The organism is Micromonospora saelicesensis (assembly GCF_900091575.1).
Taxonomy (GTDB): domain Bacteria; phylum Actinomycetota; class Actinomycetes; order Mycobacteriales; family Micromonosporaceae; genus Micromonospora; species Micromonospora saelicesensis.
The window spans coordinates 51,585-76,510 of record NZ_FMCR01000002.1 but is presented as its reverse complement, the minus strand read 5'-3'; the positions used below and the strand labels follow the sequence as shown (position 1 = coordinate 76,510).

General features: G+C 72.8%; 26 protein-coding genes. 10 read left to right on the top strand and 16 right to left on the bottom strand.

Going from position 1 to position 24,926, the window contains the following annotated elements:
* Window positions 1-19: 19 nt before the first annotated feature.
* From GA0070561_RS08235 to GA0070561_RS08215, 5 genes are all read right to left on the bottom strand, one after another.
* Window positions 20-1,609, bottom strand: a complete 1,590-nt coding sequence (locus GA0070561_RS08235; protein WP_091397804.1) for an asparagine synthetase B family protein — start codon at window positions 1,607-1,609, stop codon at window positions 20-22.
* Between the two features lie 4 nt (window positions 1,610-1,613).
* Window positions 1,614-2,582, bottom strand: a complete 969-nt coding sequence (locus tag GA0070561_RS08230) for a DUF5715 family protein (RefSeq protein ID WP_091397801.1) — start codon at window positions 2,580-2,582, stop codon at window positions 1,614-1,616.
* Between the two features lie 133 nt (window positions 2,583-2,715).
* The gene (locus GA0070561_RS08225; protein WP_091397798.1) at window positions 2,716-3,513 is read right to left on the bottom strand and encodes an isocitrate lyase/PEP mutase family protein; all 798 of its coding nucleotides are present in this window, start codon (window positions 3,511-3,513) and stop codon (window positions 2,716-2,718) included.
* Complete coding sequence (locus GA0070561_RS08220; RefSeq protein ID WP_244166118.1) at window positions 3,510-4,544, bottom strand: cytochrome P450; 1,035 nt, start codon at window positions 4,542-4,544, stop codon at window positions 3,510-3,512. Before GA0070561_RS08220 ends, GA0070561_RS08225 begins: the two co-directional genes overlap by 4 nt.
* 72 nt (window positions 4,545-4,616) lie before the next feature.
* The gene (locus GA0070561_RS08215; RefSeq protein ID WP_091397792.1) at window positions 4,617-5,360 is read right to left on the bottom strand and encodes an ArsR/SmtB family transcription factor; all 744 of its coding nucleotides are present in this window, start codon (window positions 5,358-5,360) and stop codon (window positions 4,617-4,619) included.
* A 127-nt stretch (window positions 5,361-5,487) separates the two neighbouring features.
* Between GA0070561_RS08215 and GA0070561_RS33515 the strand changes: the two genes are divergently transcribed.
* Complete coding sequence (locus tag GA0070561_RS33515; RefSeq protein WP_091397789.1) at window positions 5,488-6,180, top strand: glycine-rich domain-containing protein; 693 nt, start codon at window positions 5,488-5,490, stop codon at window positions 6,178-6,180.
* A gap of 24 nt (window positions 6,181-6,204) precedes the next feature.
* On the opposite strand, the gene GA0070561_RS08205 is transcribed toward GA0070561_RS33515, so the two are convergent.
* The 3 genes from GA0070561_RS08205 to GA0070561_RS08195 all read right to left on the bottom strand — a co-directional run bounded on the left by GA0070561_RS08205 (window position 6,205) and on the right by GA0070561_RS08195 (window position 8,553).
* Window positions 6,205-6,723: a 2'-5' RNA ligase family protein gene (locus tag GA0070561_RS08205; protein ID WP_091397786.1), complete on the bottom strand. Its 519-nt coding sequence runs from the start codon at window positions 6,721-6,723 to the stop codon at window positions 6,205-6,207.
* A gap of 73 nt (window positions 6,724-6,796) precedes the next feature.
* Window positions 6,797-7,402 carry a response regulator transcription factor gene (locus GA0070561_RS08200; protein WP_091397782.1) on the bottom strand — a complete coding sequence of 202 codons (606 nt, stop codon included), beginning with the start codon at window positions 7,400-7,402 and terminating at the stop codon, window positions 6,797-6,799.
* A complete protein-coding gene (locus tag GA0070561_RS08195) occupies window positions 7,399-8,553 on the bottom strand; it encodes a sensor histidine kinase (RefSeq protein ID WP_091397779.1) in 1,155 nt (384 codons plus the stop codon). The genes GA0070561_RS08200 and GA0070561_RS08195 overlap by 4 nt, the downstream gene beginning before the upstream one ends.
* Before the next feature lie 132 nt (window positions 8,554-8,685).
* Here GA0070561_RS08195 and GA0070561_RS08190 point away from each other — a divergent pair, with 132 nt between their 5' ends.
* Window positions 8,686-9,612: a hypothetical protein gene (locus tag GA0070561_RS08190; RefSeq protein WP_208603708.1), complete on the top strand. Its 927-nt coding sequence runs from the start codon at window positions 8,686-8,688 to the stop codon at window positions 9,610-9,612.
* A 105-nt stretch (window positions 9,613-9,717) separates the two neighbouring features.
* Window positions 9,718-11,463, top strand: coding sequence for a DEAD/DEAH box helicase (locus GA0070561_RS08185; protein WP_244166117.1), 1,746 nt, complete (start codon window positions 9,718-9,720; stop codon window positions 11,461-11,463).
* A 94-nt stretch (window positions 11,464-11,557) separates the two neighbouring features.
* On the opposite strand, the gene GA0070561_RS08180 is transcribed toward GA0070561_RS08185, so the two are convergent.
* The 5 genes from GA0070561_RS08180 to GA0070561_RS08160 all read right to left on the bottom strand — a co-directional run bounded on the left by GA0070561_RS08180 (window position 11,558) and on the right by GA0070561_RS08160 (window position 17,538).
* Window positions 11,558-12,694: a right-handed parallel beta-helix repeat-containing protein gene (locus GA0070561_RS08180; RefSeq protein WP_167362357.1), complete on the bottom strand. Its 1,137-nt coding sequence runs from the start codon at window positions 12,692-12,694 to the stop codon at window positions 11,558-11,560.
* A gap of 151 nt (window positions 12,695-12,845) precedes the next feature.
* Complete coding sequence (locus tag GA0070561_RS08175; protein ID WP_091397774.1) at window positions 12,846-13,250, bottom strand: DoxX family protein; 405 nt, start codon at window positions 13,248-13,250, stop codon at window positions 12,846-12,848.
* Window positions 13,251-13,381: 131 nt separating this feature from the next.
* Window positions 13,382-15,712 (bottom strand): endopeptidase La, encoded by a 2,331-nt coding sequence (lon, locus tag GA0070561_RS08170; protein ID WP_091397772.1) that lies wholly within the window; start codon window positions 15,710-15,712, stop codon window positions 13,382-13,384.
* 141 nt (window positions 15,713-15,853) lie between these two features.
* The gene (locus tag GA0070561_RS08165) at window positions 15,854-16,723 is read right to left on the bottom strand and encodes a manganese catalase (RefSeq protein ID WP_091397769.1); all 870 of its coding nucleotides are present in this window, start codon (window positions 16,721-16,723) and stop codon (window positions 15,854-15,856) included.
* Window positions 16,724-16,806: 83 nt separating this feature from the next.
* Window positions 16,807-17,538 (bottom strand): sensor histidine kinase, encoded by a 732-nt coding sequence (locus tag GA0070561_RS08160; protein ID WP_141710335.1) that lies wholly within the window; start codon window positions 17,536-17,538, stop codon window positions 16,807-16,809.
* Window positions 17,539-17,636: 98 nt separating this feature from the next.
* Between GA0070561_RS08160 and GA0070561_RS08155 the strand changes: the two genes are divergently transcribed.
* Together GA0070561_RS08155 and GA0070561_RS08150 are read left to right on the top strand one after the other, a co-directional pair.
* Window positions 17,637-18,245, top strand: coding sequence for a response regulator (locus GA0070561_RS08155; protein WP_244166116.1), 609 nt, complete (start codon window positions 17,637-17,639; stop codon window positions 18,243-18,245).
* Between the two features lie 144 nt (window positions 18,246-18,389).
* Window positions 18,390-18,737 carry a histone-like nucleoid-structuring protein Lsr2 gene (locus tag GA0070561_RS08150; protein WP_091397759.1) on the top strand — a complete coding sequence of 116 codons (348 nt, stop codon included), beginning with the start codon at window positions 18,390-18,392 and terminating at the stop codon, window positions 18,735-18,737.
* 125 nt (window positions 18,738-18,862) lie between these two features.
* Here GA0070561_RS08150 and GA0070561_RS08145 read toward each other — a convergent pair whose 3' ends face one another.
* Entirely contained in the window at window positions 18,863-20,137 is a 1,275-nt protein-coding gene (locus GA0070561_RS08145; protein WP_091397756.1) for a hypothetical protein, read from the bottom strand.
* Window positions 20,138-20,431: 294 nt separating this feature from the next.
* On the bottom strand, window positions 20,432-21,307 hold the full coding sequence (locus GA0070561_RS08140) for a PDDEXK family nuclease (RefSeq protein ID WP_091397754.1): 876 nt from the start codon (window positions 21,305-21,307) through the stop codon (window positions 20,432-20,434).
* Window positions 21,308-21,405: 98 nt separating this feature from the next.
* On the opposite strand from GA0070561_RS08140, the gene GA0070561_RS33510 reads away from it, so the two are divergent.
* Genes GA0070561_RS33510 through GA0070561_RS08120 form a run of 5 tightly spaced genes read left to right on the top strand, consistent with a single transcriptional unit; the run spans window position 21,406 to window position 23,901 of the window.
* Window positions 21,406-21,663, top strand: a complete 258-nt coding sequence (locus GA0070561_RS33510) for a hypothetical protein (RefSeq protein WP_167362356.1) — start codon at window positions 21,406-21,408, stop codon at window positions 21,661-21,663.
* Window positions 21,660-22,040, top strand: a complete 381-nt coding sequence (locus GA0070561_RS33505) for an Asp23/Gls24 family envelope stress response protein (RefSeq protein WP_167362355.1) — start codon at window positions 21,660-21,662, stop codon at window positions 22,038-22,040. Before GA0070561_RS33510 ends, GA0070561_RS33505 begins: the two co-directional genes overlap by 4 nt.
* 1 nt (window position 22,041) lies before the next feature.
* Window positions 22,042-22,563, top strand: coding sequence for a DUF6286 domain-containing protein (locus GA0070561_RS08130; protein WP_091397748.1), 522 nt, complete (start codon window positions 22,042-22,044; stop codon window positions 22,561-22,563).
* On the top strand, window positions 22,560-23,120 hold the full coding sequence (locus tag GA0070561_RS08125) for a hypothetical protein (RefSeq protein ID WP_091397745.1): 561 nt from the start codon (window positions 22,560-22,562) through the stop codon (window positions 23,118-23,120). The genes GA0070561_RS08130 and GA0070561_RS08125 overlap by 4 nt, the downstream gene beginning before the upstream one ends.
* Before the next feature lie 55 nt (window positions 23,121-23,175).
* The gene (locus tag GA0070561_RS08120; RefSeq protein ID WP_091397742.1) at window positions 23,176-23,901 is read left to right on the top strand and encodes a helical backbone metal receptor; all 726 of its coding nucleotides are present in this window, start codon (window positions 23,176-23,178) and stop codon (window positions 23,899-23,901) included.
* Window positions 23,902-23,961: 60 nt separating this feature from the next.
* Here GA0070561_RS08120 and GA0070561_RS08115 read toward each other — a convergent pair whose 3' ends face one another.
* The gene (locus GA0070561_RS08115; protein ID WP_091397740.1) at window positions 23,962-24,918 is read right to left on the bottom strand and encodes a TerC/Alx family metal homeostasis membrane protein; all 957 of its coding nucleotides are present in this window, start codon (window positions 24,916-24,918) and stop codon (window positions 23,962-23,964) included.
* Window positions 24,919-24,926 lie beyond the last annotated feature (8 nt).

Sequence of the window (24,926 nt, the reverse complement as noted above, 5' to 3'; positions counted from 1 at the left end):
GTGGTGTGCGGGGCGGCCGTCAGTGGCGGGCGGGGCGCGGGCCGACCAGCCGGCGGACCACCGGAGCGGCGTTCCACTTGGCCGCGCCGACCAGGTCGCGGGCGTGCTCCAGGACCGTGTAGTCGGGTCGGGTCAGCCCGTCGGCGATGGCCCGGTCCAGGTCGTTGCCGCAGCGGCTCAGCACGGTGTCGAAGTCCCGACGGACCGGCTCCTGCAGGTCGTAGCCGAAGGAGCGGTGCAGCCGGGCGAAGAGCGGCTTGTACAGCCGGACCCGCTCGTGCAACCCCGACGAGTACGACATCGGGTTCTTCGGACGGCGGAGGATGTAGTCCGGCAGCACGTCGGCGAACGCCCGCCGGACGATCCACTTCTCCTGGCCGTGACGCAGCTTCAGATCCACCGGCAACCGCATCGCCAGCTCCACCACGCTGAGGTCGAGGAACGGCACCCGGGCCTCCACGCCGTAGGCCATGGCCGCCCGGTCGACCCGCTGCAACTCGGTGCGGCACAGGTTGCGGATCCGGTGCAGGAACAGTCGGCGGGCCGCCGCCGGGGCGACCTGGTGGTACATCGGGTACCCGCCGAACAGCTCGTCGGAGCCGTCGCCGGTCAGCACCACCTTGATACCCAGGTCGCGGAGCCGCCGGAAGATCGGCACCGAGACGACCGCGTTGATGATGTCGCCGTACTCGGTCAGCTCGGAGATCCGGATTGCCTCGCGGACGTCGGCGAGCCGGATGTCGCGCGGTCGCAGCTCGACCACCACGTGCGGCACGTCGAGGTCGGCGGCGAGCCGCCGGGCGTACGCCACGTCGGGGCTGTCGGCCACGCCGACGGTCACCGCGACGCAGTCCGGGTGGATGTCGCGCACCTGCCGCAGGGTCAACGAGCTGTCCAGCCCACCGGAGAGCACCACCCCGACGGTGAGGTCGGTCTCCACCCGCATCCGGATCGCGTCGCTGAGCGCGGCGCGGACCAGCAGCGCGGCCTCGTCCGGGTCGTCGATGACCGGCAGGCCGTCGCCGATGGTGAGCAGGTCGAGGTATGGGCTCAGTCGCACGTGCCCGTCCGCCTCCGCCCAGCCGTGGTGCCCGGGCGGCACCTCGGCGATCGGGGCGCCGTGCCCGACGAGCGCCTTGACCTCGGAGGCGAGGTGCAGGCAGCCGGGTCGACGGGACCAGTACAGCGGCTTGACCCCGAGCGGGTCGCGGGCCAGGTACGCCCGGCCGGTGGCCCGTTCGACGACCGCGAAGGCGTACTCGCCGCGGAGTCGGGTGACCGCCGCCTCGCCCCACTGCTGGAACGCGGCGAGCAGTACCTCGGTGTCGCTCTCGGTGCGAAAGGCCTGCCCCAGGCGGGTCAGCTGCGCCCGCAACTCCCGGTAGTTGAAGATCTCGCCGTTGAAGCAGAGCAGCCAACGCTCGTCGGTCGACGTCCACGGCTGCACCGCCCGGTCCCGGTCGACGACCCGCAGCCGGCGGGTGCCGGCGAGCAGCCCGCTCTCGGACCGGGTCTCGGTGACCTCGCCGCGCGGGGCCAGGGCGGCGAGCATCCGCCGGAAGGTCGCCGGGTCGGCCTCGGGGCCGATGCTCAACGCGATGCCGCACACCGGCTCAGACCCCCATCTCGGCCTCGTACGCCCGGCGTAGGCGACGCCGGGCGGTCGGCGCGAGACACAGGTGCCAGGCCTGCCCCTCGTCGATCAGGTTCAGCTCACCGGCCTCCTGCCTGCTCAGCAGCAACTCCGCTAGGGCCTCGCGCGCGCCGAACCGCTCGAACCAGGCCAGCTCGACGTCGGCCGAGTAGCCGAGGCAGTGCCCGCTGGGCAGCATCGCCGCGTAGCCCAGGCGGCGCAGCCGGTACTGGTGCTCGGCGCTGCGGACCAGGCTGGTCACCCAGAGCGGCGGGGTGGCCGGCGGCGCGACGGCGGTGAACTCCCGTCCGATGTCGTTGAGCAGCGCCACCACCTCGCGCCGGGCACGGCGGAACAGCAGCCCCGCGGTGCGCGGGGTGGCATCGGGTCGCAGCCGGCGACGCAGCCCGCGGGCGGCCCGGCCCAGTATCGTGGCCGGCTGCTCCTGATAGCGGAAGCGCAGCAGGTCGCGGCGGCGCAGCCACTCCAGGTCGACCAGCTCGGGGCTGCCGTTGACCTGGTCGTCAGTGACGAAGGTCGGCGCGTCCTGCCACCACAGCACGTCGATGCGGGAGAGCAGGTAGATCCGGACCAGTGCGCTGAGGTCGGTCGCCGAGGTGCGGTCGTTCGGTTGGTAGCGGGCCATCTCCAGCAGCAACGTCTCGCGCGCGCCGATCAGCCCCTGCGGGGTGGCGTCGAGGACCGCGGCGAGCGCCGGCTCCCGCAGCCGCTCGTCGATGAGCACCTGCCGGGCCCGGGTGCTCGCCGCGTCTGCCAGGGCGCCGACCTCGACCAGCAGTTCGGCGACGGCGGCCCGGTAAGCGGGCAGGTCGGGGGCAGGAGCGGGAACGCGGCGGGGGGTCGCACCGGAGGGTCGTCGGCGGGCTGGAGCGGTGGGCGACGGAGGCGAACCGGGTTGCTGTCCCGGGCTACGGCTGGGCACTCGCATGACGGGTCCCTCTCTCCGGTCACGGCACTGGGTGGATCGCCCTGAAACACACCGTAATCATCGGGACCGGAACGGACCGAACAATCCTCCTATTTGCCCCCGAACGGAGCGTGGACGACGCACCGAGCCACCGTCAGTCGCCGTCCGTCGGCACCAGGGCCTGCACCTCGGCGTACGACGGCAGTCCCGCCGGGGTGGTGGGCGCGCCGTCGCGGACGGCGTCGGCGGCGGCGAGCGCGGCACCCAGCGAGGCCCGGAAGAGCAGCGAGCCGGTGCTGACCCGGGCCACCCCGGCGTCGCCCAACTCGGCCAGCCCTGGGCCGCCCGGCTGGTACAGCGCGTTCACCGGAGCGTCGATCCGCTCGGTGAGGACGCGCAGGGTGGCGAGGTCGACAGTCCCGGGCACGAAGATCCCGTCGGCACCGGCAACCCGGTAGGCACGAGCACGGGCGAGGGTCTGCGGCAGCGGGTCCTCCACGCCGAGCCACCAGGTGTCGGTGCGGGCGTTGACGAACAGCTCCGGCACCGCCGTCTTCACGGCCACAATCTTGGCAGCGGCGACCTCGGTGTCGGCGAGGGTGCCATCGGCACGCCCGTCCTCCAGGTTGATCCCGACCACGCCGAGCCCGGCCAACTCCGCCACGTACTCGGCGACCTCCGCCGGGTCGTCGCTGAAGCCACCTTCCACGTCCACGCTGAGCAGCACCGGCAGCCGAGCCAGCCGGCGGGCCAGGGCGAGGGTCTCCGCTGCGGTGGCCGCGACGCCGTCGGGAAGGCCGGCGGTCGCGGCGACCCCGAGGCTGGTGGTGCCGATGGCCGGATGTCCGCGCGCGGCGAGCGCCGCCGCCGAGGCGTGGTCCCACGCGTTGGGCAGCAGCAGGGGACGGCCGGCGCGGTGCAGGGCGTGGAACGCGGCACGACGTTCGCTCATCGGACGCTCACCTCCAGAGTTGTCGGTACCCGCAGGGTCGGGTGCGGCTCGTGGCGCAGCGGGGTCGGGTCGCGCCGGCAGCGTTCCCGCAGCACGTCGAGCACCCCGGTGGCCAGCGCCAGAGCGTGCCGGTCGCCGGGGCAACCCCGTTCCCCCGACCCGAAGGTCAACAGCCCGGCACCGGCTCGACCGGGCTGGAACGCCGCGGGCTCGGTGAACGCCCGCGGGTCACGGTTGGCCGCGTCGAAGCGCAGCAGCACGGGGCTTCCGGCCGCCAGATCCTGCCCGCCCAGCCGTACCCCGTGGACGGTGACCCGCCGGGTGGCCCGGACCGGTGGGTCGAGGCGCAGCACCTCGGCCAGCAGGTCGGCGGTCCGCGCCGTGGCCGCAGCTCTCGGGGCGGCCGGGGGCAGCAGATGATGGGTGGCGGCGCCGATCAGGCCGGCGGTCGCGTCGCACGCCTGCACCAGCAGACCGATCAGGTTCGCCCGTACCTCCGGCTGACCCTGCGGCGCGAGCGCCAGCAGCGCCGTCACCGCCCGGTCGGCCCGCGTGGTCAAGGCCGGGTCCACCCCCGGGTGGTACGCCGCCGCGACGACCGCGACCGCCGTCCCGGCGGCTGCCGGATCAGCGAAACCGAGGCGGCCGGCCAACGCCCGCAGCGGAACCGGCCGGGCCAGTTCCCGCATCACGTCGACGCGGACCCTGGCGCGGTCGAGAACGGCAACGGTCAGCCGTGCCGCGTCCTGTCGCAGGTCGTCCGGGTCCAGCGGGGCCAGCGCGCTCACCGCGACCGCCCGACGCTCGGCGTGCCGTCGCTGTGGACTGAACCGGCTGACAGTGGCGCGCAGCCAGGCGAGGGTGCCGGGTGGACCGGTGTCGACGGCCGGCACCTGGAACGCCGGGTCGGTCAGCGCCGCCCGCACGTCGGCGTGCCGGGTCACCCACCAACCGCGTTCCGGTTCGAACGAGGGCGGCCCGCACGCCGGTGTTCCCGGGGCGGGCGCAATGTGCGGCCAGTTGTCAGTCACCGCCCGACCGTAGGGCGCGAACCGTTCGCCCCGCACCGAACGATCCCGCCGCGGTCACCTGCTGCTCGCCGGTCAGGCGCGGCCGCTCGTGGGCGGCGGGGCTGCCGGCGGGTCGAGGGTGTGTTCGGGGATGGACAGTGCCGCGGCCAGGCCGGGGCGGCCGGTGGGAGTGAGACGGACGGCGCGGCCGGTGCCCGGGCTGATCCAGCCCAGGTCGGTGAAGCGGCGGCAGAGCGCCGCGCCGAGGGCTCCGGCCAGGTGCGGGCGGCGTTCGGTCCAGTCCAGGCAGTCGCGGACCACCGGGCGGCGGGCGGCGCGCAGCACCTCCACGGGTACGCCCAACCCGGCCACCCAGGCCCACCCGTCGGGCGTCAGCGCCAACCCGCTGGACCGGTCGAGCCGGCGCTCGGCCAGCAGCGCGTCGTACACCAGCACGCCCAGCCGCCCGGCGAGGTGGTCGTAGCAGGTCCTGGCGTAGGCCAGGGAGGCGGTGGCGGTCGTCGCGCGCAGCGACCCGGTCGGGGTGGGCGTGGCCGGGGCGTGCCCGGCCAGGTCCTCGATCAGCTGAGCCACCGACGGCCCGGCCAGTCGCAGGTAACGGTGCCGGCCCTGCCGTTCCTCGACGAGCAGCCCACCGCGGACGAGTCGGGTGAGGTGGTCGCTGGCCGTCGACGGGGCGACACCGGCGCGCCGGGCCAGCTCGCCGGCGGTCCACGCCCGCCCGTCGAGCAGCGCGACACAGATGCTGGCCCGGGTGCCGTCGGCCAGCAGGGCCGCCAGCTCGGACATCCCCCGACCGTCGGTGGCAACGCTCATCGCCCCAGTCTAGAAAAACGGCAGGCCGGCCTGCTTGCCTACTGCCCTACTCTGGAAGGAGCCGCGGCGCCACTTCGGCAAGTCGAGGCCTTAGCGCCTGCACCCCCGGGCGGATAGAAGTAACCGGATGATCTGGACGAAGTTCAGAAGCGACCGCACCCCTCGCCGACTCCGCGCCGTGTCCGAACTGCGGTTTCCTGCCAGCGGACGTCAACATCTACGAAATCGTTACCCCCATCTCAGCGACGACGACCTCGTTCTCGTCGAAACCGCGACCCGGCAGTGGTTCCGGATCATCGCCCGCCAGCCCAGCGCGAAGCTGTCCATGCCCTCGGTGGTCGTGGACGATCTGTGGCAGGAGCTGACCCTCCATGCGCGGGACTACGCCACCTTCTGCGACGCCGCGTTCGGGCGCTCTACGCATCACCGACCGACGGCCGCGAGGAGCGGCGACACGACCGACGCCAGTCGCGGGCCTCTCCTGCTCGCCACGCTGGGCCACGGCCGGCGGGACGAGGGGTGCGGCCCGACCGGCCTTCCCCTGTTGTTCCGGGTGGACCAGGAACTGGACATCCGCGATGGCAACCGCTACCTGGCCGACTGCGGAGGCCGTGGCGAATGCTTCCCGGTCTCCGGCCGGGTCTGCCTGCAACATCTCGCCGGGCCGGGCAAGCGGCCCAAACCAGCCGGCATTCGCGGCGACCTGCCCTTCGTCGACGGCCGCCACGGCTACGCCGGCGGTGCGGGCGGCGGTGGCGGCGGTGACCTCAGCGGCGGGGTCGATGGCGGAGGCGGCGGAGGCGGCGACGGCAGCAACTGAGGTTCCGGAACACGCGTGACAACCTCAGGCGCGGCCGGTCAGCGGGGTCACCGACCGGTCCGTGCCGTCGTAGCTGCGGGCGGCGTCGAAGTCGCCCGTCGGGCGCTGTCCACCGGCGACGGCACGAGCCACCCGCAGGTCCGCGTTGCGGAACCGCAGAGCCAGGCTCAGGTGCGGCACCCACGCGTCGGGCGCATGCCACGGGCGGTGTCCGTCGGCCTCGGCGAGAACGTCCCAGACGGCGGCGTGCAGCGCGGTCAGCGCCGGAGTGGGTCGGACGAGCCAGACCAGTGGGGCGCTGCCGTCGAGCACGACGACCCGGTCGAGCGTCACCGGCACCGGCAGCGCGGCGTCGAACAGGTCGGTCAGGCGGTGCTCGACCCCCGGCGGGAACTCGTCGACGGCGGCGAGGGTGAGGTGCGGCCGGTTGGTCGGGTGGATGTTGCGGGCCAGGCTGGGCAATCCGGCGGCGGCCAGCCGACCCCAGACCGCCCGGACCGCGACCTCCAGGCCGGGCGAGCAGACCAGTTCCACCGTACGCACGCGCCCACGCTAGCCGGGCGGTCCACGCCACCCGCCACAGATCGGAACCGCGCCACACCCTTCAGGCCGGGGGTCAGAGCCAGCCGTTGTCCCGGGCGGTGCGCACCGCCTCGGCCCGGTCGGTGGCACCGAGCTTCTGCACGGCGGCGGAGAGGTGGTTGCGCACGGTTCCGGTGGACAGGTGCACCCGACGGGCGATCACCGCGACCGGGGCACCCACCTCCACCAGCCGTAGCGTCTCCAGTTCCCGAGGGGTCAGCGGGCACGGGGGCAGGGTCAACGCGTCGGCGGCCAACGACGGGTCGACGTAACGACCTCCGGCGTGCACCCGGCGGATCACGTCGGCGAGCGCCCCACCCGGCGAGCCCTTGGGCAGGAACCCCCGTGCGCCTGCGGTCAACGCCTGGCGCAGGTGCCCGGGACGACCGTGGCCGGTCAGCACGACCACCGCGCAGTCAGGTCGGACCCGGGCCAGCTCGGCGGCTACCGCGATGCCGTCCAGGCCGGGCATCTCCAGGTCCACCACGGCCACGTCCGGACGGTGCGCCAGCGCCGCGGTGACGGCTGTCTTCCCGTCAGCGGCGTGTGCCACCACCTCGATGTCCGGTTCCAGGCCGAGCAGCGCGGCGACGGCGACCCGGATCAGGTCCTCGTCGTCGGCGAGCAGAACGCGGATCACGACGGCGCCGGCACTGTGGCTTCGAGGGTGAAGATCGCGTCCTCCCGGCGTACCCGCAACTCGCCCCCGGCGGCGGCGAGCCGGTCGGCCAGCCCGCGCAGGCCGTGGCTGTGCGCGTCCGGGCCGCGGTCGTCGGCGCCGTCGTTGGCCACCGTCATCCTGGCCACGTCATCCTCCCGATCGATGCGAATCCGGCACCAGTCGGCCCGGCTGTGCCGCAGCACGTTGGTGCTCGCCTCGCGCAGTACCGCCGCCAGCTCGATGGCGGCGGGCTGCGGCAGGTCCGCCGGCAGCGGCAGAACCGTGCACCGCACACCGCAGGAGCGCAGCACCCCCACCACCGCGGTGAGCTGTTCGTCGAGGTCGACGGCCCGATAGCCGTGCACGGTCTCCCGTACCTCGCTCAGCGCGGAGGCGGCCAGGCGTTGCACCTCGGCGGCTTCCCTCCCAGCCCGTTCCGGGTCCACCGGGGCGAGCCGGGCGGCGAGTTCGGCCTTCAACGCGATCACCGTGAGGCGGTGCCCCAGGACGTCGTGCACATCGCGGGCGAAGCGCAGCCGCTCCTCGGCGGCGGCCAGCCGCGCCTGGGCGGCCTGGCCCTGCCGTGCCTCCACGAGCAGGTCCCAGAACCAGACCTGGAACCCGTTGACGGCGGCCACTGCCGCGCCGATCCCACCGGTCACGGCGAGGTGGCGCGGAACGGAACCGCCGGTCCACCAGGCCACCGCGACCGCCACGGCCAGGACGCCGATCGCGACCGCCAGCCCGGCCCGCCACCGCACCAGCAGCGGCGTCATGCCGATCAGCGCCGCACCGAGCCAGGCCCAGGTCGGCCACCTGCCGGCCGCCACCGGACCCACCAGCGGAACGGTCAGCACCGCCACCCCGACCAGGCTCAGCTCGGCCCGACGCCGCCAGCGCGGCTCGAGCCACGGCGTCACGGCCGCGTACAGCACGACGGTCTGGGCGATCACGAAGGCGAGGATGCCGACCGCGCCGAGTGTCACCCGGCCCGGGTCGGGCTCGCGGGTCAGCCCGACCGCCGGTAGCAGGACGCTCGCCCAGACGCCGGTGGCCAGCGACACCAGCGTCGCCCGCCGGGCGCGACGCAGCCGGCGGTCCGCCCGGGGAGTCACCGCCTCGCTCGCCACGCACCGATCCTAGGACCGCCCGCCGCACGGTCCACCCATGCGAACTGTCACGGTCGGGCCGTGCGGTCCGCGCCGTTTTCCCGTGACGAACGGGTCTGCCGCCCACACCGGGGTCACCGGCAGGGTCGAGGCATGGAAAACACCCGGATGTACGCGGACAGCCTCACCGCCGTACCGTCGCCCGCGCCCCTGCCCACCGACGAGCCGACCCCCTCGGCCCCGACACCGACCGCCGCGGCACCGACCGCCGCGGCACCGGCCAGCAGCAGACGGCGGCTGCTGTGGCATCTGGGCGAGATGGCAGTGGCGATGGTCGCCGGGATGCTGCTGCTCGGGCCGTTGTGGGAGCTGGCCGGCACCGCCTTGGGCGTCGGCGACGCGCTGGCCCGGCCGGAGGTCGCCGCACTGGTGATGGCCACGAATATGACCGTCGGGATGACGGTGGGGATGCGCTACCGGGCGCACCGCTGGCACGCGGTCGGCGAGATGGCCGCCGCGATGTACGTCCCGTTCCTGCTGCTGCTCGTGCCGTTCTGGGCCGGTCTGATCGACGCCGACGCGCTGCTGCTCGGCGGTCACCTGCTGATGATCCCCGCGATGGTGCTGGTGGCTCTCCGACACCGGCACGAGGCGTCGGCGCCGGTACGCCGACACCGGGTCGTGGCGGCGCTCGCCCACCACTGGCCGGCCGGGTTGGCGCTGCTGCTGACCGTGGACATGTGGGTCGACCCCAGTGTGCTCAGCCCGTGGACGATGCTGGTGCTGCCCGGCGGCTACCTGCTGATCGGCGTGGCCCGCCGCACGCTGGGCGGGCGGGGCGTGCTCGCCACCCAACTCGCTGGCCTGGCCATCTGGGTCGCCCTGACGCTGGTCGCGGTGATGGCCGGCGGGCGGACCGCTGCCTGGCTGGTGGCGTTCGGGTGGTTGGCGCACGCCGGCTGGGACCTGGCGCACCGCAACGGCCGGGTGGTGCCGCGCGGCTACGCCGAGTTCTGCGTGGTGCTCGATGTGGCCCTGGCCGCGGTGATGGTGCTGGCCATCCTGACCACCGACGCCTGATCGAGGCCGGCGTCGAGGTCGCGGAACAGCCGCAGCACGGGCTCGGGGACAGCTCTTGTGGCGGTCGGCGCAGCGGCTCGCACGGCGTAATGAAAGGCTTGGCACATGAGTTCCGCACCTGCACAGCACGACGCACCGATTGACGCACCGATCGACGCCACCCCCGACGGCACCGACGAGGTGAGCGCCTTCACCGAGCTCGGGCTCCGCGCCGAGCTGCTGGGCGCGCTCGCCGCCCTCGGGTACGAGGAGCCGACCCCCATCCAGCGGGAGGCTATCCCACCGCTGCTGGAGGGTCGGGACCTGCTGGGTCAGGCGGCCACCGGCACCGGCAAGACGGCTGCGTTCGCGCTGCCGCTGCTGAACCTCATGGCGGCACACCGCCAGGGCGGCGACCCGGTGGCGCTGGTGCTGGTGCCGACCCGGGAGCTGGCGGTACAGGTCTCCGAGGCGTTCCACCGTTACGGCAAGGACCTGGGCGCGCGGGTGCTGCCGATCTACGGTGGGCAGCCGATCGGGCGGCAGTTGCGGGCACTGGACAGCGGTGTCGACGTGGTGGTGGCCACCCCGGGCCGTGCCCTCGATCACATCGCCCGGGGCACCCTGCGCCTCGGTGGGCTGGCCACGGTGGTGCTCGACGAGGCCGACGAGATGCTCGACATGGGCTTCGCCGAGGACATCGAGGCGATCCTGGAGCACGCTCCGGCGCAGCGTCAGACGGTGCTCTTCTCGGCCACCATGCCGTCGCGCATCGACGGGATGGCCCGCCAGCACCTGCGCGAACCGGTGCGGATCGAGATCGGCCGGGAGCAGCAGGTCGCGGGTGAGGCGCCCCGGGTGCGGCAGAGCGCGTACATCGTGACCCGGGCGCACAAGCCGGCCGCGCTGGGTCGGGTGTTGGACGTGGAGTCCCCGACCGCGGCGATCGTGTTCTGCCGCAGCCGCGAAGAGGTCGACCGGTTGACCGAGACGATGAACGGTCGGGGCTACCGCTCCGAGGCGCTGCACGGTGGCATGAGCCAGGAGCAGCGCGACCGGGTCATGGGCCGGCTGCGGGCGGGCACCGCCGACCTGCTGGTGGCCACCGACGTGGCGGCCCGTGGGCTGGACGTGGAGCAGCTGACCCACGTGGTCAACTACGACGTGCCGTCCGCCCCCGAGTCGTACGTGCACCGGATCGGTCGGGTGGGTCGGGCTGGTCGCGAGGGCGTGGCGATCACCCTCGCCGAGCCGCGTGAGCACCGGATGCTCAAGACCATCGAGCGGGTGACCGGCCAGCGGATCAGCATCGACAAGATCCCCACCGTGGCCGACATGCGTACCCGGCGGCTGGAGCTGACCCAGGCGGCGCTGCGGGAGAGCCTGCTGGAGGACGACCTCGACCCGTTCCGGGTGATCGTGGAGACGCTGACCGATGAGTTCGACCTGATGGAGGTCGCCCTCGCCGCCGTGAAGCTGGCCCACGAGGTGACGTCGCCGGGCTCCGACGACGAGGAGGAGATCCCGCAGGTTCCGGTCCGTGGGCCGCGTGAGGGTCGACCGGAGGCCGGCGGCCGGGGCGGCGACCGGCGGGGCGGGGGCCGGCCACGCTCCGGCGGCGGCAACACCGTCCAGGTCTTCGTCGGCCTGGGTCGACGCGCCGGGGTGCGCCCGCAGGATCTGGTCGGCGCGATCACCGGGGAGACCGGCATCCGCGGCCGGGACATCGGCTCGATCGAGATCGCCGACCGGTTCTCACTGGTGGAGGTGCCGCAGGGGGTGGCCGACGAGGTCATCTCCGGGTTGCGCTCCAGCACGATCAAGGGCCGCAAGGCCACCGTGCGCCGCGACCGCGGCGGCGACGAGCGCTGAGCACGCCGTCGGCGACCGCCGGAGTACGACGGTCGCCGACGCCACTGCCCGGCGAGGCGGCGGAAGAACCGCGAGCATCCGCCGCCCGCCGGTGCTAGCCGATGTTTCCGTTGACCACGTTGTTGGCCCCGGCCAGCGACGCGCCACCGGACCGGTGGTCGAACGCCCGCATCACGTTGTTGGTGACGATCCAGTTGTTGCTGGCGCCGACCGTCATGATCGGTCGGTCCTGGCGGCGGGGCGTCGCGTCGTCGTAGAACTGGTTGCCGATCACCTGACACATGTCGGCGTCACGGCCGAGGATCCCGTTCGCGCCGTTGTCGTGGATGTCGAGCCCCATGATCCGGGTACGCCCGGCTGAGGAGACCTCGATGCCGTTGGTGGCGTTGCGCCACAGCCGGCCGCCGATGAACTGGGTCCCCCAGACCTGTCGCAGGTCGGCGCCGCTGCCGGTGCCACTCGTGCCGTTCGACTCCAGGTAGACGTTCTGGAAGATGTTTCGATGGGCGGGTTCGCGCAGCTCCACGCCGTTGCCCCGGCAACCCCAGACATGCAGATTGTCGAAGAAGCAGGCGCTGTCCAGCAGCCGTATGCCGGTCTGGCACTCACCGACCCAGACGTTGAGGAACTCGTTGTCGTACGCGACCTTGTTGACGAGGATGCCGACGCCGAGGCAGTCCTCGATGTTGATATCAGTGATCTTGTTGGCGTGGGCGCTGGTGTCCGCGTCCTTGCCGAGGAACTCGATGGCGTGGCTGCCCGAGTTGCCGAAGTGCAGGTGATGGAAGGTCGACCGGGGGCCCCTGATGGTCAACAGCACGTTGGAGGTCCGCATGCCGTAGAAGTGCACGTTGGAGATCTGGTTGTACTTACCGCTCGAGACCAGACGACCGGTGTAGCCCGGGGCCGGCTGGATGATCGCCGCGCCGATGTTCTCGCCGGTCCAGGTCACGCTCGTCGGGAAGCGGACCTCCGATCCGAGACCGAGTGCGCCCACCGGTTGGAAGATCTCCCCGCCACCGGCCGGCAGCAGGTTCAGCGCGGTGGTGACCTTGTCCGACTCGTCACTGCCGTCGAGCCGGCAGCCGACCCGCGGGTCCCGGAGGCTGAGCGGGGCCTCCCGTACGGTCGTGACGGGCGGTGATCCCGTCTGTTCGGCACCGGCAAGGGTGGCCACCGTCGTCGCCACTGCGGCGCCCGCGCCGCCGGCGAAGAGCACTCGGCGTCCCAACCGTCGGCCCGTTGGCTCTGACCGTTGTGGCACCGCCGGTGGTACCGCACCAGGTGCGCTCACGATCGGTTCCATACCTCTCCCCCGTTGAGTGCCACCTCGAGCGGCGGGCAGACTCTACTGTGCATTGTCGCGTGCTGGCCGACGCGGATCAGAGGGCGTACGGGCCGAAACGGCCCCAGGCCACCACTGCGGCGAGGACGAGCAGCACCGCGCAGGCGACCGCGCCCTGGATCTCGGTGCGACGCCCGTCCTGGGAGGTCTGCTGCTCGCGGGCACGCAGGTGCACCAGGATGCCGCCGATCATGACGATGACCAGCCCGACGGCGGCGAGCGGGGTGAGCACTGTGGCGATGCCGGTGGCGGCGGGCAGCACGAGCCCGGCGGCGGCCAGCAGCTCGACCGCCCCGAGCGACTTGACCTGCGACGGCGGCACCGGGTCCACCCACCGCATGACGTCGCGCAACTTCTCCTTGGGCTGGCTCAGCTTGGCCAGCCCGACGCCGGCGAAGACGGCGGCGAGCAGGATCTGAATGATCCAGAGCACCACGTTCACGGGGGTTCCTCCAGGGGGCCGCCTCGCGGCGGAGAGGTGGTTGACGGTGCAGACGAGACAGTAGACCGTCCCCCGCGTACCAGAAGGGCCCCCGCCGTCGGAAGACGGCGGGGGCCCGGATGGTCGGAGCGTCAGACCGCGAAGAGCGCCGGACCGTCCAGCGTCTTCACGTCGGCCGGGCGCAGCGCCAGGGCGAGCACGTCGGCCACGTCGGCCAGGGTGTGCACGGTCAGCGCCTCGCGCACCTCGGTCGGCAGGTCGTCCAGGTCGGGCTCGTTGCGCGCCGGGATGATCACCTCGGTGAGGCCGGCCCGGTGCGCGGCGAGCAGCTTCTGCTTCACCCCACCGATCGGCAGCACCCGACCGGAGAGCGTCACCTCACCGGTCATCCCGAACTCGGGGCGGACCGGGCGACCGGTGACCAGCGACGCCAGGGCCGTGACCATGGTGATGCCGGCGCTCGGGCCGTCCTTGGGCACCGCGCCCGCCGGGAAGTGGACGTGGATCCGGCGTCCCGCGAGAGCGTTCGGGTCGATGCCGAACCGCCGCCCGTTGGAGCGCAGGTAGGAGAGCGCGATCTGCGCCGACTCCTTCATCACGTCACCGAGCTGGCCGGTCAGGGTCAGCCCCGGCTCGCCCTCCATGCTGGTCGCCTCGATGAAGAGCACGTCCCCACCGGCGCCTGTGACGGCCAGACCGGTGGCCACGCCGGGCACGGCGGTGCGCTCGGCCGATTCCGGGGTGAACTTCGGCCGACCCAGGTAACCGGTGAGGTTGTCGGTGCCCACGCGTGCCGGCGTCGGATCCGTCGCCAGCGTCACCGCCACCTTGCGCAGGATCTTGGCCAGGGCGCGCTCGAGCTGCCGGACGCCGGCCTCCCGGGTGTACTCCCCCGCGATCAGCGCGAGAGCCTCGTCGGCGACGCTGACCTCGTCGACGGTCAGCCCGGCCCGCTCCCGCTGCCGGGGCAGCAGGTGGTCGCGGGCGATGGCGACCTTCTCGTCCTCGGTGTACCCGTCCAGGGTGACCAGCTCCATCCGGTCCAGCAGGGGGCCGGGGATGGACTCCACCACGTTGGCGGTGGCCAGGAAGAGCACGTCGGACAGGTCGAGGTCGACCTCCAGGTAGTGATCCCTGAAGGTGTGGTTCTGGGCCGGGTCGAGCACCTCCAGCAAGGCGGCGGCCGGGTCACCGGCGTAGCCGGCGGCCAGCTTGTCCACCTCGTCGAGGAGCACGACCGGGTTCATCGAACCGGCCTCGCGCAGCGCGCGGACGATCCGACCGGGCAGCGCCCCCACGTAGGTGCGCCGGTGCCCGCGGATCTCCGCCTCGTCGCGGACGCCGCCGAGCGAGACCCGGACGAAGTTACGCCCGAGCGCCCGCGCCACGGACTCGCCGAGGCTGGTCTTACCCACCCCGGGAGGACCGGCGAGGGCGAGCACCGCGCCGGAGCCGCGACCGCCGACCACACCGAGGTTGCGCTCGGCACGCCGGTTGCGCACCGCCAGGTACTCCAGGATGCGGTCCTTCACGTCGGACAGGCCGGCGTGGTCGGCGTCGAGCACCGCCCGGGCCGCGGCCAGGTCGGTGTTGTCCTCGGTACGCGTGCCCCACGGCATCTCGAGCACGGTGTCCAGCCAGGTACGGATCCAGCCGGCCTCCGGGGAGGCGTCGCTGGCCCGCTCCAGCTTGCCGACCTCACGCATGGCCGCCTCGCGTACCTTGTCCGGCAGCTCGGCGGACTCGACGCGGGACCGGTAGTCGGCGGAGCCGTCGGGCTCGTCCTCGCCCAGTTCCTTGCGGATCGCGGCGAGCTGCTGGCGCAGCAGGAATTCGCGCTGGGACTTCTCCAGCCCCTCGCGGACGTCACTGTTGATCTGCTCGGTGACCTCCTGCTCGGCCAGGTAGTCCTTCACCCAGCCGACCAGCAGCTCCAGCCGGGCGGTGACGTCCGGCGCGGCGAGCAGCTCGGTCTTCTGCTCCAGCGTCAGCCAGGGCGCGTAGCCGGCCGAGTCGGCCAGCTCGGAGAGGTCGGTCATCCGCTCCACCGCGTCGATGACCTGCCAGGCGCCCCGCTGCTGAAGCACGGAGGTCACCAGGGCGCGGTACTCGCGGGCGAGTTCCCGGGCCCGACCGGCGTAGGCGGGTTCGTCGAGCTCGGTCGCCTCGACCCAGAGGGCGGCACCGGGGCCGGGCACGCCGGAGCCGATCCGGGCCCGGGACAGGCCACGGATGACGGCGGCGGGCTCACCCTCGGGCAGCCGGCCGACCTTCTCGATGGTGGCGACCACGCCCACCGGGCCGTACTCGCCGTCGATGCGCGGCACGGCCAGCAGCTTGCGGTCGCCGGTCGCACGCGCCGCGTCGATCGCGGCCTGGGTGGTGGGGTCGAGGGTCACCGGGATGACCATGCCGGGCAGCAGCACGGCGTCGGTCAGGGGAAGTACCGGAAGAGTTGCCATCGAACACCTGCTATCGCGTTGAGTTGAGCGTGTCTCACTCAAGTAACAAAACGTTCCCCTTGTTCCGGCCTGTGACCCAGACCACTCTTCCACCCGGTCCGTCGGGTCGCCCGGGACCGGCGGACGACCCGACGAGGTACCTCAGGTGAGCTTGCTCTTCACCGTGTTCTTCACCGAGCCGGCCACCCCCGGGTTGGTGCCGTACAGGCGAGGGTCACCCGGAGGCAGCACCGGTTCCGGCGCGTTCGCCCGCGGGTTGTCGTCGTACCGGAACTCGCCCTTGCCGTCCGGCGAAGGCCCGGACGCCCAGCGTCCCTGGGCGGCGTCGGTGCCCGAGGAGAAACCCAGGTAGGTGTAGCCGTACTCCTCGGTGAGCTCGCCCGAGTCCGGGAAGGCCTCCGGCACCGGCATCTCCTCCAGCCCGTCCTCCTTGAGCTGCTCGATCGCCGCCAGCCACATGTTCTGGTGCATCGTGTCGCGAGCCAGCAGGAAGCGCAGCATCTGCTTGACGCCCGGGTCGTCGGTCATGTGGAACAACCGGGCGACCTGGAGCCGACCCTGCGCCTCGGCGGTGACGTTGAGCTGGAAATCGGCCAACAGGTTGCCGCTGGCGGTGATGAACGCGCCGTTCCAGGGCACCCCGTTGGAGTCGGCGGGCAGGGCGCCGCCACCGCCGTGGATGAAGTGCGCCGGGTTCTCACCGGCGTACGTCGCGGCACCTCCAGGGTCCTCCGCGATCCCCTCGGTCAGCGACAGCGGCGCGTTGTCCAGCAACCGGGTGATCATCGTGACGATCATCTCGACGTGGCCCATCTCCTCCGTGCCGACGTCGAGCAGCAGGTCCTTGTACTTGCCGGGCAGTCGGCAGTTCCAACCCTGGAAGAGATACTGGTTCGCGACCGTCATCTCGCCCCACTTGCCGCCCAGCACCTCCTGCAAACGGCGGGCGAACGCCGCGTCCGGGCCGTCCGGCTTGGCTTCGAACTGCAGATCCTTGACGTGGCTGAACATCCAACCTCCTCGGTACCGAAAATAGGTAGCGAGGCCGTTCCCGCCCCGATGACCCGAGCGGGCCAACCGGTGTCCCGCCCGGGTCAGCGCACCGGGCGAGCCATCGGCAGCAGCACCTCCAGCGCCACTCCACGGGGGCGTACCCGGTGTGCCCGCAACGCTCCCCCGTCCGCCGCGACGAGCTGTCGCGCGATCCACAGGCCCAGACCGGACATCCCGACGGCCGGCGCCGGACGCCGCAGCGCGACCAGCAGCGCATCGTCGACCCGGCCCTCGTCGGTGACCAGGATCCTCAGGCTGGAGCCGCACACTGTGGCGTAGAGCCCGACCTGTCCGTCCTGCGGCCCGTGCCGCAACGCGTTCTGCACCAGGTTGACCAGTACCTGTCGGGTTCGTCCGGCCGGCACCGGGCAGGAGGCCGCCCGCCGGGTGGCCCGCGCCCGCCGACGGCCCACCGGCACCAGGGCGGCGGCCTCCCGCAGGATGCCTGCCAGCGCGACGGCCGGCTCCGGCTGCGGAGCCGGCGTCAGCACGCCGGTGCCCGCGGTCGCGTCGCGTAGCAGGCTCTGCAGGTGGGCGGCCTGGTCCCGGGCCAGCTCACTGAGCGCCCGCCGATCGTCCCCGGTCAGCTCCCGACGCTCATCGGCCAGCGCGCGGGTCAGTGAGGTCAGGGTGCTGATCGGCGTACGGAACTCGTGGCACAACACCCGCAGCAGCAACTCCGAATCGGCGGCCGTCGGCCGTCTCTCGCCGGGTGTCGGCTCAATGGGGCGCAACCCTCGCAGCAGGTCCCGCAAACCATGCCGTACGCGCATCCACCCGACTCCTCTCGTTCGGTGCGAACCCGCATGATCGGTACCCGCTGGGGAACGGCGCAGACATGCCGGGAGCCTCCACCTTGCGACTCGTCGTCGTGGACGATCACCCCCTTTTCGTCCGCGGCCTGGAGTTGCTGCTCCCGATCACCACCAACGGCCGCGCCGAGGTGGTCGCCTCGACCGGCGACGCCGCCGCGGCGGCGGCCCTGGTCAGCAACTACTGCCCCGACCTGGCCCTGGTCGACCTGCACATGCCACCGCCCGGCGGCATCCGGGCGGTGGCCGCGATCCGGCGGACCACCCCTCGGGTACGGGTGGTCGCGATGTCCGGTTCCGCCGAGCCCGGGCCAGCGGTGGAGGCGCTGCGAGCCGGCGCCGAGGGGTTCCTGCCCAAGACCAGCGAACCCGAGGAGCTGCTGCCCCCGCTGCTGGCCATCCTCGACGGCTGGGCGGTGCTGCCGGCCGAACTGCTCCGCGCCATGCTACGACCCACGCGCTCCGCGACCGTCGACCTGGACGGCGAGGAACGGCGGCTGCTGCGGGCGATCGCCGCCGGCCGCAGCACCGTCGACATCGCCGAAGAACTGCACGTCTCCGAACGGACGGTGAAACGGATGACCGCCGCGTTGCTGCGCAAGTTGCGGGTCTCGAACCGGGCCGAGGCCGCTGCCGTCGCCGGTCACAGCGGCATCCTCGGGGAATGAGGCCTCGGCACCGAACCGATTCACGGTTTTGCTCGGTAACGGAATCGCGACGCGCCGAATGAATGGAAGGCATATTGTTGCGGATTACCGGGGTGATAGGTCAGACTTTGGACACATCCCGCCGCACACAGGGAGTAATCGGCAATGGCGAGAAAAGTAATCACGGTCCTGACCGACGACCTCGACGGTGGGAAGGCCGACCGGACGGTTGAGTTCAGTCTCGACGGCGTGGCCTACACGATCGATGTCTCCGACGAGAATGCCGGCGTCCTGCGCAAGGCGCTCGATCCGTACATCAATGCGGGTCGGCGGATCGGGCGCGGCCCGGTGGAGAGCACCCGTTCAGTCCGGCGACCGGGGCGACCCGCCGGCGCGGGAATGGATCGGGAGCAGAACCGGGCCATCCGGGAATGGGCCGTCAAGAACGGCTACAAGATTTCCGAGCGGGGCCGGATCCCGGTTGAGGTCGTCGAGGCGTACAAGAGCCGCTGACGCGACTCGACGGGGCCCCGCCGGAAACGGTGGGGCCCCGTCGTTTGTCCGGGCACCGGAAACGAAGCGGCGGCCGGCCACCCCGGGTTGTCGCCCCGGGTGGCCGGCCGCCGTTGTACGTCAGCTCAGTTGACGTCGATGCGCACCGAGTCGAAGGCGGGGGTCTGGTTGGCCCGCTCCATCATCGGCAGGCGGTGCGAGCCGTCACCGGCCCAGACGGAGCACTGGGCGGTACCGGACTCCGGCAGGCCCGGAATCTGGATCGTCACCTCGTCGGGCTGGGCGCCACCGCGACCGTCCTCGGTCGCGACGAAGAACGCGGGCACCTCCTGCGGCTCCGGCGGGGCGGTCAGGCTGTCCAGCATCCGGCAGGCGGTGTGGAAGTGACCGCGGACCAGGCCCTGGTCGTTGAGGAGCGAGCTCTCCACGTAGTAGCCACCCTGACCGGCGGCCAGGAAGCGGTCCCGGACCAGGTTGCGGGTGCTGACCCGCAGGGTGAAGGGCTGGTTCTGGCCGACCTGCTCGGGGAACTGGGTGATCAGCAGCGACGGGTTGTTGGCCGCCGCGCCGACCTCACCGAACTCGGTGCTCACGCAGCGGTTGCCGTTCTGGAAACCGTCGTGTGGCTGGAGCCGGCTCTCGTCGCAGTCGTTGGCGAGCACGCCGAGCCCGGCGCCGGGCTCGGTGCCACCGCCATTGTTCCCGCCGCCGTTGTTGCCACCGCCGTTGTTGCCGCCACCGGGGGTGGTGGTGGGCGTGCTACCGCCGCCGTTGTTGCCGCCCGTTCCGCCGGTGGGCTGCACCTGGCACTCGGCGAGCTGCGCGAGGCCCTGCGGTCGAGGTCCGACCCGGTCGATGGCGGTCGTGATCCGGTCCAGCACAGCGCGGCGCTTGCCGGCCAACGGCTGGAGGATCGCGCTGCGGATGAACGCCTCACCCTTGTTGCCCTCGGCGGCGAGCCGGCGGTCCGCCTCGGCGATCTGGGTCTGCAACTGGGCGAGGTTGCGGTCCACCTCGGCCCGCGCCCGGTTCGGCACCTGCGGCAGTTTGGCAGCCACATCCGGACAGGCGATGGCCGTACCGGTGCCCACCGTGCCGTCCTTGCCGTCCTCGCACTCGGGGACCGACTGCTGTCCGTCACCCCAGTGATTACGCACCCACCGACCGTTCTGCCAGGTCCGGCTGGTCGAGCCGGCACCGGTCGGCGCGGTCGCGCCCGGGCTCGGCTCCACGCACTGCCCGGCAGCCGGACGTGGCTTATTTGTCCGCCGGTCCTGGGCCGACGAAATCTGAGTCACGGCGACAACTCCGCCGAAGACCGCGAGCGTGCCGACAACTGCCAGCAGACGCTTGCTCCGCGCGTTGCCGGAAGGCCGGCGCGCCCGAGTGGACCTGCGCATCGAATTGCTCTCCTTCTCGATCCGGTAGTGGATTTCTGCCCTCGGCGGACCGACGGATGTGAGGTGGCACGCCGCGGTGGCGGCCCACCGTGACCTACCCGGTAATGCGTCGATGGCCGACGATGCCCTTTCCGCACCGTCTCCCGCGCCCGGTGGACGCGGATGGGGAGATCCTGTTCATTCGCGCAGGAGTACGGGGCGGCGGCCGGGAAGGTTCAACAGACGCACAGGAAATTGCCGCGGCCCGACACGGAGCCGGTGCGGAGCAGGGATCAGCAGGTGAACGGGCGCTGGTCAGTCGGCGCAGAGGTGGTCGAAGGCGAAACCGCCGACCAGTTCGTGGCGGCGCTGGCTCAGCGCGGCGATCCGGGCGGTCCACTCGGCGCGTGGCAGCAGGTCGGCGACGGCGTTCCCCCGCAGTCGTTCCCCCACGGCGACGGCGGCGAGATCCTCGGCCAACCGGGCCGCGTCGATGCCGCAGGAGAAACGGTGTTCGGTCACCGAGACCTGCTCGATGAGGCACGCGTCGGGGCGTACCTGCACCCAGCTCCACCCCTGTGCCGGCCCGTCCACCCAGCGGACGTGCAGCCCTCGCACGATCGGGTCGGCCACCTGCCCGGCCACGTACGCCTCGACCGCCGCAGCGCGGGTCAGCGCGCCGAGGTCGTTGACCGGCCCGGTACGCCCGTCCGGCAGCCGGCCCAGGATGTCCCGGAAGCCCACCGGCGCCGGTTCGGGCCCGGCGGCGGTGACCCCGCCCGCGGCGTAGGCGCGCGCGTCGATCACGTACTCGACCAGGCGGCGGCCATGCTCGGCGGCGCTCAACGTGGGCGTACCGATCCGCAGAACGGGCAGGCCGACGGCCGCGCTCACCGCGTCAGTGAGTCGCTCCACGCGCTGCTCCGCCGAGCCGGGAGACGGCACCGGGCCGATCTGCACGGCGACGACCGGACGGCCGGTGTCGGCGGCGTAGACAACGAAGTCGAAGCTGGCGCGGCTCGCCGAGGTCCACTGGCTGCCAGTGACACCGGGTGGGCGGCCCTGGACCAGATCAGTGAGCCGGCGTGCCGCCAGGACCCGATGGCCGGCGCGGCTGAGCAGCCCGTCACGTCCCGCCTCGGCGGGCATCGCCCGCAGCCAACCGGGGTCGTCGCTCCCGATGCTCGTCATCTGCCTGATCCATCCGCCGGTCGGTCGAGCCGGGCCGAGTCTAGGTGGTCGATCATGGCCCACCGACTTCCGATGTGACGGGGATCACAGCAGCGCCGATGTTCCAGGAATGGCCACCGGGTGTATCCAGCAACCGCCGGTACCGGACCGGCCCGGAGGTGACCATGTCGCGACAGCAGTTCGGCTTCCTCGCCGGGTTCCTCGCCGTGGCGGTCTGGGCGCTCGCCGGCGTCGGCGTGACCGCCCTGGCCGTCCTCGCCGGCCTGCTCGGCTGGCTGGTCGTCCGGGTGCTCGACGGCGACCTCGCGGTGACCGGTCTCGGCGACCGCCGCGCCGACGCTCGGCGGCGCCGGTGACCACCCGCCCGTCCGCGGGGACGAACCCCGGCACCGGACTGGCCGCCGGGACGACCGGTCCGGAGCGCCGCCCGGGCGACACCGCGGACGTCGCGCGGATCGCGGTGCAGGCGGCCAGCCTCGTGCCGGGCGTGTCCGTCGTCCGCCCGGCGGCGGTCCGCCTGGATGACCGGTCCGTCGGACTCGACCTGCACCTCATCACCTGGTACGGCCACAGCGTGCCGACGATCGCCGAGACGGTCCGGGCGGTGGTCACCGACCAGGTGGCCGCCCAGACCGGGCTCAGCGTGGCGGTGGTGACCGTCACCGTTGACGACCTGCTCGTCCCCGGCGTCGACTCCTCCGGCGTCGGCACCGCCACACCCGAGGACGGCTGAGATGCGCACCGCCAACCGGATCGCCTCGTTGCTGCTGGCCACCGCCCTCCTTCTCGGTGGCGCCGCGGCGGCCGTCCAGGCGTTGCTGCTCACCCTGCACCGACCGACACCGCTCGACACCAGCGGCTGGCTCGACGCGCTGAGCGGCACCCGGTGGCGCGACCCCACCGTCCGGGCCGTGGCCGGCGGGGCTCTCCTGCTGGGCCTGGCCATCCTCGTCGCCCAGCTGCGCCGCTGGACGCCGGTCCGCCTGCGCGCCGACGAGCGCGACGGCTGGTACCTGCACCGGCGCTGTGTGGAACGGCGGCTCGCTGACGCCGCCAGCGCGGTGCCGGGCGTCCGCCGCGCCCGGGTCCGGGTCCGTCGACGCGGCGGCCAGTGGCGCCCCCGGGTCCGCGCGACCGGCGACCCGGCGGCCCGGGCGGAGATCGAGTTCGCCGTGCACCAGGAGTTGCGCCACCTCACCGCACCCCGCCCCGCCCGGATCGACGTCCGGCTGCTGCCTCGGCGACGGCCGGCGTGACCAACGCCGGGCACCGACTGCTGTGGACCATCATCGCGCTGCTGCTGGTCGCGGGCGGCGCGGCGGCGCTGACGGCCAGCCTCGGCACGTTGCCCGGCGCTGACCCGGCGGCGGTGCTGCTCAGCGCCGAACTGGTCGACCGGTGGCGGGCGGCCGCGCCGTGGAACACCCTGGCCGCGGCTGTCGCCGGAGCGCTGTTCGCGCTGGCCGGGCAACGCCTGCTGACCCGGGAGCTGCGGGGCCCGGACGGCACGCTGCGCGGCACCCTGAGCCACCCCGGACGCCGGCCGGGCCGGACCCGGCTGGCCACCGACGTTCTCGCCGACGCACTGGCCCGTGACCTGACCGGCAACCCCGGGGTACGCCGGGCCCGGGTGGTGCTCACCGGCGCGCCACCGCACCCCGACGTGTGGATCCGGGTGGACCTCACCGCCGACGCGCCGACCGCCGGCGTACGCGAGCACGTACGCGCCGCGGTCCGCCGATTCGCGGCGACGACCGACTGCCAGCCCGCGCACCTCGACGTGACCGCCCGCATCGAGCCCGGCCGCCCCTGACCCGACGCCGCACCGAGGGGCATGATCGGTGTCGGCGGCGAACGGAGGTACGCGGGTGCGGGTGGTGTCGCTGGTGCCGTCCCTGACCGAGGCGGTGGCGCTGACCCTGCCGGGAGCGCTGGTCGGGGCCACCGACTGGTGCAGCCACCCGGCCGGGCTCGACGTGGCCCGGGTCGGCGGCAGCAAGTACCCCGATCTGGACCGGGTGCGCGCGCTACGTCCGGACGTGGTGCTGCTGAACGTCGAGGAGAACCGCCGGGCCGACGCGGAGGCGCTACGGGCGGCCGGCGTACCGGTGCGGGTCACCTATCCGCGGACCGTTCCCGGCGCGTTGACCGAGCTGGGCGACGTGCTGACCGAACTGGGCGCGCCGACGGAGCCGGCCTGGCTGCGGGCCGCCCGGCGGGCGTGGGCCACACCACCCCGGCTGACGACGACCCGCCGCGCGGTGGTGCCGGTCTGGCGTCGGCCGTGGGTGGTGCTCGGCGGCGACACGTTCGCCGGTGACGTGCTGCGCCGCCTCGGCGTGGTCAACGCCTACGACGAGCACCCCGAACGCTATCCCCGCCCGACCCTCACCGAACTACGCGAACGAGAGCCCGACCTGGTGGTGATGCCCGACGAGCCGTACCGCTTCACCGCCGACGACGGGCCGGAGGCCTTCCCCGGCGTACCGTGCGCCCTGCTCTCCGGGCGGCACCTCACCTGGTACGGCCCGTCCCTGGCCGAGGCGCCCGCGGTGCTCGCCGACCAGCTGTCCCGGCCGGTACTGGTCGGCTGACCCGGGCCGCCGCCCAGCGGTCGGGACGCGGCCCGGCGGCTCAGCCAGCGGCCCGGCGGCTCAGCCGTCGGTTCGGCGGCGGGCGGCCAGGGTGCTGGCGCCGATGGAGACCGTCAGGGTCAGCAGCACCACGGCCAGGGTCAACCAGACCGGCAGCTTGCCCACCGGCGTCTCGGCGAGAATCAGCTTCAGCCCGGCGAAGGCCAGTAGCAGCGCCAACCCGTACCGCAGGTAGCCGAAGTGGCGCAGCAGGCCGGCGAGGCAGAAGTAGAGGCTGCGCAGCCCCAGGACGGCGAACGCGGTGGCCGTCCAGACCAGGAAGGTGTTCGTGGTGATGGCAAGGATCGCCGCCACCGAGTCGATGGCGAAGACCACGTCGGTGGCCTCGATGGCGACGAGCGCGACCAGCAGCAACGTCGCCACCCGTCGACCGGCCACCCGGGCGGTGAACCGGTCGCCGTGGTAGCGGGCGTCGGTGGGCACCAGCCGCCGGAACAGCCGGACCACGACGTTGCGTTCCGGGTCGACGTCCGGCTTCCCGCGTACGGCCAGCCGCCAACCGGTCCAGATCAGGAACGCGCCCAGCACGAACCCGGCCCAGGCGAGCCGGTCCAGTAACTCGGCACCGGCGAAGATGAACAGCAACCGGAAGACGAGTGCCCCCACGACACCCCAGAACAGCACCTTGTGCTGATAGCCCGGCGGCACCTGGAAGTAGCCGAAGAGCAGCGCGAAGACGAACACGTTGTCCACCGAGAGCGCCTTCTCCAGCAGGTAGCCGGAGAAGTACGCGATGGCCGGGTCACCGCCGAGGCCCCACCAGACGACCAACCCGAACAGCAGACCCGCGCCGATCCAGACGGCGCTCCACAGCAGCGCCTCGCGGAGCTCGATGACGTGGTTGTCCCGGTGCAGGAGCACATCCACGGCGAGCAGCACCGCGATCACCGCGCCGACCGCCGCCCAGGCCCAGAGCGGGACCGCGACCGTCGCCTCAGCCACCGACGCCCTCCGCATCGACCACC

What these genes read in the sequence shown, in the direction of transcription:
- GA0070561_RS08115 (WP_091397740.1), bottom strand. Translation starts at nt 24,918, where the DNA reads ATGCGGAGGGCGTCGGTGGCTGAGGCGACGGTCGCGGTCCCGCTCTGG.
- GA0070561_RS08215 (WP_091397792.1), bottom strand. Translation starts at nt 5,360, where the DNA reads ATGAGCGTTGCCACCGACGGTCGGGGGATGTCCGAGCTGGCGGCCCTG.
- GA0070561_RS08225 (WP_091397798.1), bottom strand. Translation starts at nt 3,513, where the DNA reads ATGAGCGAACGTCGTGCCGCGTTCCACGCCCTGCACCGCGCCGGCCGT.
- GA0070561_RS08190 (WP_208603708.1), top strand. Translation starts at nt 8,686, where the DNA reads ATGGAAAACACCCGGATGTACGCGGACAGCCTCACCGCCGTACCGTCG.
- GA0070561_RS08140 (WP_091397754.1), bottom strand. Translation starts at nt 21,307, where the DNA reads ATGACGAGCATCGGGAGCGACGACCCCGGTTGGCTGCGGGCGATGCCC.
- GA0070561_RS08230 (WP_091397801.1), bottom strand. Translation starts at nt 2,582, where the DNA reads ATGCGAGTGCCCAGCCGTAGCCCGGGACAGCAACCCGGTTCGCCTCCG.
- GA0070561_RS08160 (WP_141710335.1), bottom strand. Translation starts at nt 17,538, where the DNA reads ATGCGCGTACGGCATGGTTTGCGGGACCTGCTGCGAGGGTTGCGCCCC.
- GA0070561_RS08145 (WP_091397756.1), bottom strand. Translation starts at nt 20,137, where the DNA reads ATGCGCAGGTCCACTCGGGCGCGCCGGCCTTCCGGCAACGCGCGGAGC.
- GA0070561_RS08130 (WP_091397748.1), top strand. Translation starts at nt 22,042, where the DNA reads ATGCGCACCGCCAACCGGATCGCCTCGTTGCTGCTGGCCACCGCCCTC.
- GA0070561_RS08150 (WP_091397759.1), top strand. Translation starts at nt 18,390, where the DNA reads ATGGCGAGAAAAGTAATCACGGTCCTGACCGACGACCTCGACGGTGGG.
- GA0070561_RS08185 (WP_244166117.1), top strand. Translation starts at nt 9,718, where the DNA reads ATGAGTTCCGCACCTGCACAGCACGACGCACCGATTGACGCACCGATC.
- lon (WP_091397772.1), bottom strand. Translation starts at nt 15,712, where the DNA reads ATGGCAACTCTTCCGGTACTTCCCCTGACCGACGCCGTGCTGCTGCCC.
- GA0070561_RS08165 (WP_091397769.1), bottom strand. Translation starts at nt 16,723, where the DNA reads ATGTTCAGCCACGTCAAGGATCTGCAGTTCGAAGCCAAGCCGGACGGC.
- GA0070561_RS33515 (WP_091397789.1), top strand. Translation starts at nt 5,488, where the DNA reads ATGATCTGGACGAAGTTCAGAAGCGACCGCACCCCTCGCCGACTCCGC.
- GA0070561_RS33510 (WP_167362356.1), top strand. Translation starts at nt 21,406, where the DNA reads ATGTTCCAGGAATGGCCACCGGGTGTATCCAGCAACCGCCGGTACCGG.